Genomic DNA, 14723 nt, shown 5'->3' with positions numbered 1-14723 from the left:
CAAAATTATTGGTACATTTCAAAAATCACAAAATGTTTATTATTAATTTCTTGTGAAGATTTTAGTGTCCTTTTAAATCTGGTTAGGTACTTAAATGGTATTTAGTATTGATGGATTTTTTCAATACCAATTTAGTGAAGGACATTATTATGAAAGAGTATGTAGCTTTGGCATTAAATAACACGTAGTGAATTAAAGTGGAACGGAATTATTGCCATTCAAAAAATAAACGGGTAATTTACCCAGAGCGATTTCTATTGATTATGATGTCCTTGGCAAAGATACTATTTGGTTTTTTCAGGCCACAAAAACTTAAGAGTCTATCAGAGGCATTTTCAAATTGCTCAAACCACTCTTGCACTTTGCCAACCAGTTCTTTGAAATGATTAGGAATACGATGTAGATGTATCACCTCTTGATTGAGTAATTTCCAAAGTTTCTCAATCGGATTGAGCCATGATGCATACGTAGGTAAAGGAACCATTTGGACGTTCAAATCCAATTGTTTGAATTTTTCTTTTGGTTGTACATTTCTCCAAGAAGACGGCAAATGTAGTTCAAAATCATGGATTTGTTCTTGCAAAGTGGCTTGTACATCGGGGTGAAAATGCACAGGACAATTATCTACTACCATATAAATGGTCTGTGCTTTAGGATACTGTTCTTGTAGCTGTTGTAGAAACTCTACAAAGGCATCTATACCAATTTTGGGAGCAATCATTGCATGTACTTCTCCTGTAAAAGCGTTCATAGTAGCACAAATACGTTTATCCTTATTTTTATAAGCCCAACGTTGAAGCGGTTGTCTTCCTATGGGGGCAAAGTCCTTAGCCAGACTTGCCTCAGCATAGAAAGTAAATTCATCTTGAAACAACACTTCTTCTTGAATAGGGATGCGATTTTGCAGAATTTGATGCAAAAAAGCCTCTTTTTGCTTATATTCTCTGTCTGGTGAATGAATATAAGGACGAGCTCTTTGATAGCTAATCCCAAATTCACGTAAAACATGATGTAAACCTGAAATAGAAGTGTAGGGCAATATTTCCTTACAAGCTTCTTGTAGGTCTTCTAACCTTCAGCGAGGATAGGCACTCACAAACTCCTCATGTTCATGTAGAATAATCAAGCGAACTTGCTTTCGGATTTGCTCTTTTTGGCTTTCATCATAATTGGGTTTACGACCTCGACCAGGGCGATTATATAAACCTAAGAATCCTTCATCATTATAACGATGCAGCCATTGATATACTGTATCGGGTTTGCGTTGATGAAGTAAACCATTGAGTGCCACTTGCCGACTAGATGAGCCTTCATGAACTTGAAGTACAGCACTTGCTCGTTCTCGCATGTAAGGCTTGGGGTGACGTAGAATAATATCTTTTAATAGTTGTTGTTCTAACCTCTTGTTCTTCATCGTTATCTTAATCATATATATTAATATACAATAAACTTCGCACTTATCCAAATTGCCCGCTTATTTTTTGTATCACAATTAGTCATTGGAGGTTTTTTGGTTATCTTTGGAAAGTAGAGGAATGGCTAAGAACTTAGTTCACAACTCACCTCCGAACAATCTTTCTTTAAGTGTGTTTTCAAACAGTAAAAGGCGAGCAGATTCACTTTAAAAACCAAACCTGACTTCTGTTCCCTAACAACTGACCTCTCACCAAAACCACACAAACGATTGAGTACAATTACAAAACGAACGGGTAGTATCTTAGATTGGGATTTGTTTATGCGGGTAATACGACTCGCTCGCCCCTTCAAAAAAGCCTTTTTTGGGGCTACCGTATTGGCTATTTTATTGGCCATTATGTCACCTCTTAGCCCTTATTTGATTCAGCTAACGGTTGATAATTATATCCTGATTCCCAATCAAGAAGGACTGCAAAACATGGCAATGATATTGATTGGGGTATTGATTTTGGAATCTATACTTCGCTACAATTTTATTTACCTCACCAGTTGGCTCGGTCAGTCGGTCATCAAAAACCTTCGGGTTCGGGTCTTCGACCACATCCTTCAATTCCGATTGCGTTATTTTGACAATACGGCAATTGGCACTTCTACTACTCGCACTATCAACGATGTAGAAACAATCAACGATGTTTTTTCGGAGGGTTTGATTAACATTATTGCCGATTTATTGACCCTAGTGATGGTGATGGGGGTGATGTTTTACACCGATTGGAAACTGACCTTGATGTGTCTTGCCCCTTTCCCTTTGATTATTTACAGCACTTATGTTTTTAAGGAAAAAGTAAAATCTTCTTTTCAATCCGTCCGAACACAAGTGGCCCGCCTCAATGCTTTTTTACAGGAACACATCACAGGCATGGGCATTGTGCAGATATTTGGCGCAGAGGAAAAAGAAATGAAAAAATACCACAAAATCAATGCAGGGCATCGGGATGCACACATTGAATCTATATGGTACTATTCTATTTTCTTTCCTGTATTGGAAATCATTTTGGCAGCAGCATTGGGTTTGATGGTTTGGTTTGGCTCCAATTTGGTGATAAATGGGCAGGCAAGTTTGGGCGTGTTGATTGCTTTTATCATGTACCTCAATATGTTGTTTCGCCCTTTGAGGGTATTGGCAGATAAATTCAACACCCTACAAATGGGACTTGTGGCTTCAGAACGCATTTTTGCGCTACTGGATCGAGGAGAAGAACGCATCTCAAATGAAGGGGCTAAGAAAGTGGATCATGTCAAAGGTAAAATAGAGTTTGATGATGTATGGTTTGCCTACAATGAGAAAGACATGGTGCTTCGAGGCGTAAGTTTTAGCATTGAAGCAGGGCAAACATTGGCGATTGTGGGCCCAACGGGAGCGGGAAAATCTTCTATCATCAATATTCTCAACCGTTTTTACGACATTCAAAAAGGCACTATCAAGATTGATGGGGTAAAAGTAGAGGACTATGATCTTCATTCTCTCCGCAAAAACATTGGTTTGGTGCTGCAAGATGTATTCCTGTTTTCGGGTTCGGTCTATGACAATATTAGCCTTAGAAGCCCAGAAATCACCCCTGAGCAGGTGTATGAGGCTGCAAACATTGTTGGGGCAAATGAGTTCATCGAAAGGCTGCCCAATCAATACGACTACAATGTGATGGAAAGAGGTGCAACGCTTTCCTTGGGGCAGCGTCAATTGATTTCCTTTATTCGTGCTTTGGTATTTGACCCCCGCATTTTGATTCTCGATGAAGCGACTTCTTCGATTGATACCGAAACGGAATGGCTCGTCCAAAGTGCTATAGAAAAACTCATAAAGGGACGGACTTCTATTGTCATTGCTCACCGTCTATCAACCATTAAAAATGCGGATAAAATCATGGTACTCAACAAAGGGCAAATTGTAGAAATCGGTACACACGAGGAGTTATTGGCACTTGGTGGACATTATCGAGAATTGCACGATACGCAATTTGCCGCAGCTGAGGCATTGTAATTTGAAGGCAGTAAAATTTACAAAAATAAAAAGGCTTCAAAAGTATTTAACTTTTGAAGCCTTTTCTCTTATATCTGCATCAATATTAGGATTTTTTAGACCGCCTTCTGTTAAAAATTGACAATCATATAGACTGGTGAACCATTTCGAATTTCGGGGCGATAATACACGCCGTTTACAAAATAATGTTTTGCACCATTGTATTGTACCACTCTATACCCGGATGGAATATTGGTTACAACAGTACCTATCGGCGAACGGGTAACTTGGTAAACGCCCAAATTAGGATACCATTGGTAGTAGTTATTAGAATAGCGATAGTAAGGAACGCCTCCTATCACAACCTTGGTATGACCCGCAGGCAATACTTTGAGGTGTTTGCTGTTTGATGGAGTCACTATAGTGGTATGGTTGTGATTGACGATTCGTGTATTGTTGTAGTTTTTTTGAACAACAACGTGTTTATCGGCTTTTTTCGACTTGTGGGGATGCTCTATATGCACTTTCTTGTGTTTGTGGTCATGTTTTTTTTGAGCGAAAGTAGGAACTGAAAACAACATTGCAGCCACAAATAAGGGGACTGAAAATAAAAGGAAATTCTTCATGGGTAACAATTTTAATTGTGAAATTAAAACGGGTTTCTATTTTTATTTTAGGTGAGTGGGTTGTGCTCTTTAGACAACTGAGCAAGTCTGATTTATTCCATCCTCTGCTGTTATTTTTTTGAAGAAGATGGATGTATTTTAAACAAATGGAGTGTTGAAAAGTTCACATTAAAATATTTTTGTTCTCTAAGTTATTTAATATGAAATACATGTTAAACTCACTCCACCACCAATTTCCCGCTACTCACTTCCTTCTCTTCAACGCTCACCCGATACAAATACAATCCACTACCCCATCCTTCAATATCCAATACCAACTCTCCATCACCAATATCTAATACCCAATATCCCATTATCCTCCCCTTCAAATCATACACCTCCAAAACCGCCTCTTTCCCTTTGGGCAGTCGATGCTGAAAAGTAACTCTATTTTGGGCGGGATTGGGATAAAATTGGGTCGGGTAATGTGTGGTGATGTCGTAGTGGATTGAAGTGGTGAAAATGCTGTCGCAATTGGCGGGCTGACAGGTGTTGCCGAGGCTGTCTAACTTCAATACCCAACCGTCTTGTGTGCCACTTTCTACGCCTTTACTCCACCCACACATGACAAATCCATTGTCCTCTGTTACTTCAAAATCCCATAAATAATGATTTGAAGAATTATTATGGTAAATCTTCGTCCACAAACTATCACCTTCTGCAGTTAATTTCATCAATGTACCCGAAAAACGCTCCAATTCATTGTAATTGCGAGAATGACCAATTACTGCTAGACTTCCATCCTCCAATTCTCGCACTTCTCGAAAAATATCGTCCAGTCGAGTGCCATAATATTCCGAAACGCCTGTATAGGTTTTCTCCCACAATAGATTCCCTTCCTTGTCTATCTTCAAAATATAAGCTCGTGAACCTTCATCCAGCATAGGTGACTGATATTGATAGCCCACCAACACATAACCATCCTCCACCTCCAATATATCAGTACATTCTTCAAAATAAAAACCACCGTATTTCTTCTCCCACAACATATTGCCCAAACTATCTATTTTAAATAACCATACATCTCGATTGCTAAATTCTTTTGAAGTCCATGCCAGTACCAAATAAGCTCCATCTTCTGTTTGAATAATCTCATTACCTTGGTCATGTCCATCTAATTTCCCATAATCTTTTTGCCACTCCATATTGCCTATACTATCAGTTTTTACACAAAATGCTTGCCCTAACTCATTGGGAAAACTTGTTGAAAAACCTGTCATAATAAAGCCATTATCCTTTGTAGCCGTTAATTTTCGTGAACCCTCATTAAACTCTCCTAAATCATAAGTTTGTTCCCATAAAAGTTTCCCTTTTTTATCAATACTTGCCAAAAAATATTTACTATTTAAAAGAGTATCAAACTGACTAAAAAAAACAAATAATTTGTTATGCACACTTATTAGATGTCCTTCTAAATAAACATGATTACTTGTTCCATACTCATTCAGATTTACAACGTTACCTATTTCATCAATTTCCCATATCGCATATTTATTCTCATCACCATTAACTCTATTTATCCCCAAAATAAAGTATGCATCCTCAAAAGCTACCAATGACTTTACTGTTTGACGACCGTTTTCAACATCATAATATTTATTGAAGTAAGTTTCTTGTCCCAAAAGGATTTGAGAGAATAATATAAAAAATAGAATATGTTTCATGTACAAATAATTATAAAAAATCCTCAAAACCAAAAAATGATTTTGAGGATTCTTGAATGAATAAAATTATTGGGCAATAACTACCTTGTGGGTAATCATTTGCTGTTCGGATTGGATTTGGAAAAAATAAGTACCATTTGGAAAATCCATTTTCAAATCATTTTTTCCTTCTACCAAGTCTCGTTGTTCCATAAATTGACCAGTGATATTGTAAACGCTTAGTTTTGCTACTTTTACAGCCGATTCTATGGTAACGGTATTATTCGTTGGATTGGGATAAATTTGTACCATAGACTGCAATTCATTGATGGCAGCACTTTTATTACTTTGAGTGCTTTCTTTATGTGGTATTCTATCAACTATAGTCTGATTCAACATTGCGAGCAGGCTTTGCGCATATACACTACCATAGGCATTTGCTTGTGTAATATTCTCTACAGTTTGTAGTTCTGTAGTAGTCAATTCCGTATATTTTCGACCACTTGCTCGCACATCAATCAGCAACTGATAAAATTGGAGGTAGGAAGCATCGTAAACACTGCCTCCGTGCAAGGCATTGAGTTCCTTTTCATCTAAAAGTTCTTGTTCAAATACCCCCGTTCCAATTGTCGGCGAACCTTTGAGGTGTCGCCGAAATTTCTACTCACTCCACCATCAACTTCCCACTACTCACTTCTTCTCTTTCAAGCCTAACCCGATACAAGTACAAACCACTTTCCCAATCCTTCAAATCCAACTCCAATTCTCCATTATCAATATCAATATCCAATACCCAATCTCCCACTTCTCCTCCCTTCAAATCGTACACCTCCAAAACCGACTCTTTCCCTTTGGGCAGTCGGTGCTGAAAAGTGACTCGGTTTTGGGCGGGATTTGGATAAAATTGAGTCGGGTAATGTGTGGTGATGTCGTAATGGATAGAAGTGGTGAAAATACTGTCGCAATTGGCGGGCTGACAGGTGTTGCCGAGGCTGTCAACTTTGAGAACCCAACCGTCTTGCGTGCCGCTTTCTACGCCATAATTTGCCCATCCACACATGACGAAACCTCCATCTTCCGTAGGCTCAAAATCCCAAAAATAGTGATTGGACACATTGTTGTGATAGGCTTTTGTCCACAAACTGTCTCCTTCAGCAGTTAATTTTACCAAAATCCCCATAGGCGAAAAAAACTCATTGTAATTTCGAGAAATGCCCATTACCATCAGACTACCATCTGATAATTCCCGTACTTCTCGAAAGGAATCTCCCCAATGTTTCCCAGTATAGGAAATTCCTGCATATTTTTTTTCCCACAATATGTTCCCTTCCTCATCTATCTTCGCTACATAGCCAATTGCTTCCTCCTTCAATAAGTGACCTTCAAAGGTAACTCCAGCCATCACATAGCCTCCTTCTACTTTTTGTATATCATAAACTTCATCATAATAAGGAGAACCATGCTTTTTCTGCCAAAGTATCTCCCCATTTTGGTCAATTTTTATTAGCCAAATATCCTGATTTTGACCAAATTCTGCATTATTGTCTCCATCTGATTGTAGCCCTAATAATAAATAATTTTTATCTTCCATTTCTATAGCATCAAATATGGCTTCTAGACTATCTAAATCTCCATAAGTTTGTTCCCATAATAAAGTACCTATACTATCTGTCCTTACTACATAACCTAGTCCATTTAGAGTTGGAAAATTATCGGTGTATCCCACAATTAAAAATCCGCCATTTGATGTATTGATAATCCTTTTGGGTACACTTCTCTTATTAAATGTTCCATACTTATGAGTCCAAAGAATATCTCCATCATGATTAAATTTAGTTAATTGTTGTTGAGTGCTATCAGAATTGTAACGTTTAGTTCCCATTAATACAGTAATGTCGTATTGAGAAGCTATCATATCTATATCGCTATATTTTTGTTGATTTTCATTGTGTAATTTGATTTGTTGTGTAATGCCATACTCATCTATCATTAGAATCTGAATGCTATTTCCCTGATTAGAATTTACTAAACCTATATTTATATATGATTTATTATTTACTGCTATTTTTGCTATTAATTCTGATTGCATTTGATAGTCAAAATTCTTATTGAAATATATTTGACCAAAACTAAGAGTGGAAAAAAGAAAAGAATATATTAGTATGATTCTAATTAAAACCATTTGTATATTTTTAATTTAAATGTAGGGGTTGTTAATTAGAACTACCCCTACATTATGTATGAAAAGTATATTCTAATGAGCGACTATTATTTTACTGCTTTTAAGGATTCTATCTGTTTTTACAGAAACAATATAAGTACCCATTGGTAGATCCAAAGCAATATTATGTTTTCCTTTGTTTAGCACCATAGATGTCACTATAATTCCATTCATTTTGTAAACAGACAAATAGGCATTATCTTCTCTCACATCAATAGCAAATTGATTTTGTGAGGGGTTGGGATATACCTGTAATTCACTATATCCACTATTTGCTTTCTTCTCACTGTGATTGACTGCAACCAAAGGTGTTCTTTCATAAGGTGTTAGGTTCAATATTGTCAATAAAGATTGTGCCCGTACACTTGCATAACTGTTGGAGTTGGCAATACTTTCAACAAGTTGTTGTTCTGTAGGAGTCAGTTCATTGTAGTAGCGATTATTCCCTTTCAAATCAATCAATAATTGATAGAAATCGATGTAGTCACTATCGTATAAACTGCGAATGTCCATTTCATTTAGCTTATTTTGTGCTATTATCCCGTTTCCTATAGATAAATAGTGCTTCATAGCAAAATCAAGTGCTTGGTCACTCGATAAAGCATCGACAAAATTTGTTATTTTTTGAGTTTGATTCGCCTTTTGATAAAGGCTAATAGTCGAGAAAGTAAGTTGAGTTTGTTCTACAGATGAGTAATTGCCTGTTTCTATTAGGTTAGCGATTTCAATAGGTGTATAACTACTCATCCAAGCATTGACTTTCAATGTTAAATCTGCTTCTGGGCAGAATATATTTCTATTACCTGGATCACATTGACCCTCAACTTTTATTGCACCAGAATAACAATCAGGATATTCAATTGTATTAGGGCCGCCGTTGGGCCAATAGGTAAAACCTCCGTTCATCAGTTGAAGTTCAGATAATTCTATCACACCTACTTTTATGTCCTTGCTGGAATTGGAGGTAGAAGGGCAATTTGAGTAGAAAATATTACCCGCTGGGTTTACAGCGAAGTCTCCCGCACAGCCACTGCCTTGATCGGCAAATAAATCGTTAATTTGAGGATTCCCCCCTGTAGGATTGATGTACCATGCTTGTTTATTCAAATTACTGTGTTCATTGCAGGTGATTTCTATTGACTGATTATCCTCCTCTGTTTGAATCCCATAATCCAACTCTTCAAAGTTATTATCATATATAAATCCGCCTTGAATTGTACTGTTTCTTCCTATGATTCCGTAAGCCGAAAAACTATTTTTGTAGTCAGTAATTTCGCTAGGAAAAAGAGTTCCATCATTTAGTACTTTCAAATCAAAGCTATTTTTCTCTATCTCATAAGATTGAGCATCAAAAGCATAAACACCATAAGTAAGAATAGGGGGAGTAATTTCGCCACTTCCATCTCGGGGTAATTGTTCTAATATATTTGTTCCCATATCAAAACGATTGTTAATAATTTTATCATTCTGTGAACTGTTCATAGTAATGCCTCTCAGTACATTGGAAAAATCAGTATTACTTACATCTAAGTAGGTAGTAGTCAAAAAACCATAGTGATCTATGCCTTTGTAAAGGTTTTCAAATATAGAATTTTGATTGATGGCATTGGGAAGTTCACCGTCATTTAGTTCGCTCACTTCAACTTGTGTATGGACAGCAAAAATCCCTATTCCTCTATCTTCTATGTCAAATTGATTGCTGATTTGATTAGCAAAACGACAACTTTTGAAAGTTCCTTTGCTTATCCCAAAAAATACTGCATGAGCGAATAAATTAGTCGTTGGTACTGTTTGGTCAAATATACAACTCACAAATTCAAAATTGGGATTGAAACTACTGCCGTAAAAAGAGATATGGTTATTCAGAAACTTAACATTGGTAGCAATCACCTCTCCACCACTTTCCCATATCTGCCCATTTATATTGCTGTATTTATATCCCTGTGTTTCAATAGCAGTTCGAGCATTCTCAATATAACTATTCTCTACAATCAAGGTAGCATCGAAATCTTTTGCCCCGTCGCCAGTTCCTACGAGTCTAATTCCATCCCACATTTGAGTACCATTTCCACAGTATCTGCCCAACAAAGAAGTAAGTCGACTATTGTAGATTTCCAGAGTTCCACCTGCTTCTACTGTAATCCCTGTAGGAGTTCCTACTATATCTGTATCGGCAAACTCTATATGTGCATCATTAATAGTCAACTTCCCGCCATTTCGAACTACAATTTGCCCTTGAATATGCATACCTGAAGTCCAATCTACTATTTTGCCATTTCCTATTTCCAGTCCATTGTCATGGTTAAACTCGTTCATGCACCTACAATCATGGCAGCTTTTATTCCCAGTTATCAATTCATTAAAAATAGTTCCTCCATTTTCTGCCATTATTTGAAAGTTTCCATAAGTCTGCGTAGCATCATAATGTAATTCTCCTCCGTATTTCACAATAAAAACAGCATCAAAAATTTGAACACAAGACTCTATAGTCAGTTTGCTATTATCTTCAAGAATATAGAAAGAGGGAGCGTCTATTGTGGTGGTGGTGCCGCCCGTAGTCCATTCATAACTTACATAATCTTGTAAATCTGTTGGAACAGGAACATCTCTTAAATCCAAGTGTTCTAAATTGAGCATATCACATAAAGTTGATTCACTAGCCTCAGCTTCTGTTTGCGTCCTTGTAGCATAGTTCTGTCTAACGGTCATAAATTTGTAATTTGAAGGAAATACCAAATCAGTTGCAGTAATACGAACCATAGAAGGGTTGTAGATAATCTTCTCTTCGGGATTGATTAAAGTGAGGTCTAAATTTTCGTTGATCTCATATTCGTGTTCAATACCATGTTGCTCTTCATAAGTAGAGGGAAATCCTGTCGATTTCAAACCTATCGGATAAGCACCTGCCGAACCTTGAATATGAAATCCTATCAATGAAAAAGGTGAAGGGTGTAAATAATCAACAGGATTGGTACTTGGATTATTAATTGCTTCACCAATTTCAGGGTAAAACTTGAAACTAACATATTCATCACAATCATCAAAACCTTCTATTGGATAAGGAACTACATCAGTTACAGGGAAATAGTCAATTGTATGAAATGGAGGGTTATCTGTAGCCTCAAAACTATTGCTTAATTCAATAAAAGGGTAAATAAAAACATCATGTTGCCCTTCATTTGTCTGGACATAGTTTTGCTCTGAAAAAGGATATTCTGTCATTTTACCTCTTGTAAGGTCAATTATAAAAGAGTATGAGTCAATAGGAGTTTCAAGATTACTCGTTCCGCAATAAAGTAGATGAAAAGTATGCTTAAACGCAGAATGTGGAAGTATAGTTCTTCCATCATTAACGCCATTAGTACTGACTTGACCACCATTAAAAAAAATACTTGCTATCGTTTTTTTTATTTCATTTACACCTGTACGTGTACGATTCCAAACAAAATCTACATTATAATCAGATAACCAGTTAGTATTTTCCCATCTTGAATAATCATCAATATTAGCATTATTTTCACTTGTAATATAAAATTCATCAGGAATTGTAGTTAATTTCCTATTATTTGTACCATCTGTTACAGGAAAAAATGGGTAAGATACCATCTCTATAGTATGAAGCATACGATAATTTCCACCATTAGCACCATTCAAAATTGGTCCCCAATGCTCGCTCAATAAATCGGCAAAAACCTGATATTCACCACTATAAGCACCTGGTTTATCAAGTAGTTTTTCAGAACTTTCATTCAAATATTCATCAGGATAATAAATATTAATCACATTCTGCCCCTTCACCTCTCCCAAACCAGAAAAGACAAAAAAGAGCAAAACAAAAAAACGAAGAACAGAAAATCTATCTACCAAACACATAGGGGGGGGCATAATATATAAAATGCCTTCAAAGAAGAAAAGTGGGCTTGTTTCATTGTAAAATGAGTTTAAAATTAGAAAAAATAAATATTTGAAATAATTGCTGTATCACATTTATTTACAGACAATTACCTTATACCTTCCAAATCTCACCCATTGCAGTCACAATCCAAAGGACAAAAAACCAAGAAGTTGACACAGTTTTTGAGTGTTATAGTAATTAAGTTCAACAAGAAAGCATTCCAATACACTAATTGTTAGACATTTAGAAATATTTTATTGACAAACGAATTGACACAGAAATACAACTGGAAAACTAAGCATTGTGTAAGAAAATAGAGAGTTTTGGATCGAAAGCAGCAGCAGCAGATTTTGTATCGAACACTTCACAAAATCAAATCTCATAAAAACCTCACTGCCGTTTCATCACCACCTTACAAGTATCTACCGCACCATTGGCATACTTCACCAAGAGCAACAAATTGATGGTTTTGGTTGTGGTGTTAAAAGAACCTTCAATCGAGGAAAGAATGTCCATTTGAGCAGTTGTATCTTGAACACTAACGGTATTGTTGGTGAAGACTGTTGCTGCAATAGGCCCAAAACTATTGAAGCTGTTGAAAACGATTTGTTCAACATTGTCATTGTTTTTTTCAACCACAAGTGTATAAGGAGGAATGGAAAGTGGGGAACGAACAGAACTGCAACTGTCCAAAGTCACATTGTAAGTACCCAAAAACTTTTGGCGGGTTTGCACACTGCACGGAAAATCGTAGCCTGCATCACAAACACATTCTGCCTCACCTGTTCCTTCGTTGATTTCACAATGACTGTTGTTGGAGCAAGTAATCAAAGCACATTTATCTTCCGTTTCGCACAAGTCACCTGTGAAACCCAATGGACAATCACATCGGCAGGTCGCTTCGTCAATTTCTAATGCTATACCCCCATTCAAGCAGTTGCGTCCGTCACAAGGTGCAGGAATGTCGCATTTCACACCGTCCCAACCTGTGAAACAGTCGCAGGCAGTGTAAGTGAATAGATTGATAACCGCATCGGAATTGGCAATGTGGGTTGTTCTGGAGATTTCTAAATTGGGAGCAATCAATACTGTACGGGCTAAGGTAAGCGTTGTATTTTGATGAACTACTGTGCCTGCCTCCTCCAAAATTCGGATGGCTTGGGTTAACGTATCGCTTATTTGAATATTCGCTCCTTCTATCGTAGCCACTGAATCTATGGCTAATATACATTCTCCATTGGCACAGACTTGTACATCACAAGGATTTTCTCTATTGCAGGATGCGAAGCCCAAAACCAGAGCAGCAAACAGGAAACAGGTAACTGAAAATTTGGATAAAAAATTCAAAGTGAATGTGTTATTTGGCGTAATTTGCATGTTATTTTTGTTCTAAACTCAATTCGCAGGTTTCAAAAGAACCATCATCGAAGGTCACTTTATAATTGAGGTTCATGGTGTGTGTAACCGTACCAATGACTCCATCTCCAATGCTTTCAAAAAACCTGCCAGTACCGTCATTTTGGTTCGGAATCTCAAATCGGTTTTTAGCCTTTAGGTTGGCAGTCACACTGGAGAGTAAGCCTCCAAAGTTTTCAAAGCGCACCTTCATGAGTTCTCCTTCAATAGGAACAACGGTAACAGTATAGCTATAATTGCCTCCAATCGAACATATATCCTTTGTCTTGAATTCGCCAATATATTTGTCACGTATTTCAGTAGTGCAATCCCCTTCGAAACCATTGGGGCAATCACACACAAAACCACCTTTGCCATCTGATACACACGTACCTCCGCCTGCTTCACAGTCGAGAGATGAACATAAGTCAAACGTTTCGCAGTTATCGCCCAAATAACCAAAGGCGCAGTCGCAGTAATTACCATTGATGGTGTCGATTACACATATCCCACCATTCTCACAGGTCAAACCACAGGCATCTTGGTCGTTCTTTTTGCAGGAGGTGACGGAGGTCATTACTAAAAACAGAAAACCAAAAACTACTATAAAACCTGTTATTGTTGCTTGCTTCATCTATGTTTATTGTTTTTGCAAATTGAGGGTGCAAAGATTGGGATTTTTTTTGAGAAAACGATTGGTTAAAAGCAACGTGTGTTTATAAAAAAGCGTTGCTTTGAGAACAATAGGGTCTTTGTAGTGTTTGAAGTAGAGAAATAATGGCTTTAAAATCTTCCAAAATGCCATAACTTTTTGCAGTTTCAATTTAAGCCACAAAAAAATAAATACAGAATCTTGTAGGTTTCTACAAAAAAATCTTATTTTTGCATTCACTGATAAAAAAACATGCCTACATTGCTTGGCATTATTTTTGTCAGTTTAGATGTGTTGTTTAATCCATAATAAATAACACAACTACTCTAATAAATGAAATTGTATTTCAATATAGTTGAAATCAATTCCAAAATTAGGCGCTTTTTCTTATTTTCATAATTAGTTTTGACCTCCTCAGACTAATCACTTCACGTGATTTCTGTGGGGGTTTTTTAATGCATTCTGTTACCAACTCTCCACATCATTTATTTCATCTCTATCAGCTTGATTCACTTGCCACTCCTTGTATTTTTGTCGGGTACTAATTTTTTGTAGTTCACGAGCTATCACCAAATCAGCCAATGCCAAACTGGGAGATGTCATTGAAGAAAATGCTTCCACAGCTTTTTCCTCAGAAATATCTAAGCGGTACAAAACCCATAGCAAATGTTCCATATTCTTGTCAATCCATAGCGCAATCACTTCTGCTAACCAATTGCGGAGTTCTTCATACGAATAATTCTGCTCGCCAAAAGGGAGATCAAGTTCAAAATCCTTGCAAATTAGGGTAGTTGTTTGTTGAATATCCAAAATATA

The 14723-nt window shown here is 36.9% G+C and carries 11 protein-coding genes; 1 reads left to right on the top strand and 10 read right to left on the bottom strand.

Going from position 1 to position 14723, the window contains the following annotated elements; translation table 11 throughout:
* Window positions 1–238: 238 nt before the first annotated feature.
* Both R3E32_22415 and R3E32_22410 read right to left on the bottom strand, forming a co-directional pair.
* Complete coding sequence (locus tag R3E32_22415) at window positions 239–1039, bottom strand: IS630 family transposase (GenBank protein MEZ4887504.1); 801 nt, start codon at window positions 1037–1039, stop codon at window positions 239–241.
* A 36-nt stretch (window positions 1040–1075) separates the two neighbouring features.
* On the bottom strand, window positions 1076–1429 hold the full coding sequence (locus R3E32_22410; protein ID MEZ4887503.1) for a helix-turn-helix domain-containing protein: 354 nt from the start codon (window positions 1427–1429) through the stop codon (window positions 1076–1078).
* A 255-nt stretch (window positions 1430–1684) separates the two neighbouring features.
* Between R3E32_22410 and R3E32_22405 the strand changes: the two genes are divergently transcribed.
* Complete coding sequence (locus R3E32_22405; GenBank protein ID MEZ4887502.1) at window positions 1685–3457, top strand: ABC transporter ATP-binding protein; 1773 nt, start codon at window positions 1685–1687, stop codon at window positions 3455–3457.
* Between the two features lie 110 nt (window positions 3458–3567).
* Here R3E32_22405 and R3E32_22400 read toward each other — a convergent pair whose 3' ends face one another.
* The 8 genes from R3E32_22400 to R3E32_22365 form a co-directional block, all read right to left on the bottom strand.
* The gene (locus R3E32_22400; GenBank protein ID MEZ4887501.1) at window positions 3568–4062 is read right to left on the bottom strand and encodes a DUF6515 family protein; all 495 of its coding nucleotides are present in this window, start codon (window positions 4060–4062) and stop codon (window positions 3568–3570) included.
* 218 nt (window positions 4063–4280) lie between these two features.
* The gene (locus R3E32_22395; protein ID MEZ4887500.1) at window positions 4281–5765 is read right to left on the bottom strand and encodes a T9SS type A sorting domain-containing protein; all 1485 of its coding nucleotides are present in this window, start codon (window positions 5763–5765) and stop codon (window positions 4281–4283) included.
* Between the two features lie 66 nt (window positions 5766–5831).
* Entirely contained in the window at window positions 5832–6317 is a 486-nt protein-coding gene (locus R3E32_22390) for a T9SS type A sorting domain-containing protein (GenBank protein ID MEZ4887499.1), read from the bottom strand.
* Window positions 6318–6408: 91 nt separating this feature from the next.
* Window positions 6409–7734, bottom strand: coding sequence for a T9SS type A sorting domain-containing protein (locus R3E32_22385; protein MEZ4887498.1), 1326 nt, complete (start codon window positions 7732–7734; stop codon window positions 6409–6411).
* Between the two features lie 264 nt (window positions 7735–7998).
* Window positions 7999–11850: a T9SS type A sorting domain-containing protein gene (locus tag R3E32_22380; GenBank protein MEZ4887497.1), complete on the bottom strand. Its 3852-nt coding sequence runs from the start codon at window positions 11848–11850 to the stop codon at window positions 7999–8001.
* 400 nt (window positions 11851–12250) lie between these two features.
* The gene (locus tag R3E32_22375) at window positions 12251–13207 is read right to left on the bottom strand and encodes a hypothetical protein (protein ID MEZ4887496.1); all 957 of its coding nucleotides are present in this window, start codon (window positions 13205–13207) and stop codon (window positions 12251–12253) included.
* 31 nt (window positions 13208–13238) lie between these two features.
* Window positions 13239–13889: a calcium-binding EGF-like domain-containing protein gene (locus tag R3E32_22370; protein ID MEZ4887495.1), complete on the bottom strand. Its 651-nt coding sequence runs from the start codon at window positions 13887–13889 to the stop codon at window positions 13239–13241.
* Between the two features lie 483 nt (window positions 13890–14372).
* Entirely contained in the window at window positions 14373–14717 is a 345-nt protein-coding gene (locus R3E32_22365) for a hypothetical protein (GenBank protein MEZ4887494.1), read from the bottom strand.
* Window positions 14718–14723: the final 6 nt, after the last annotated feature.

It is taken from the genome of Chitinophagales bacterium, assembly GCA_041392475.1.
Taxonomy (GTDB): domain Bacteria; phylum Bacteroidota; class Bacteroidia; order Chitinophagales; family UBA2359; genus JAUHXA01.
The sequence above is the reverse complement of the archived record's forward strand: the minus strand, read 5'-3'. Positions and strand labels throughout refer to the sequence as shown.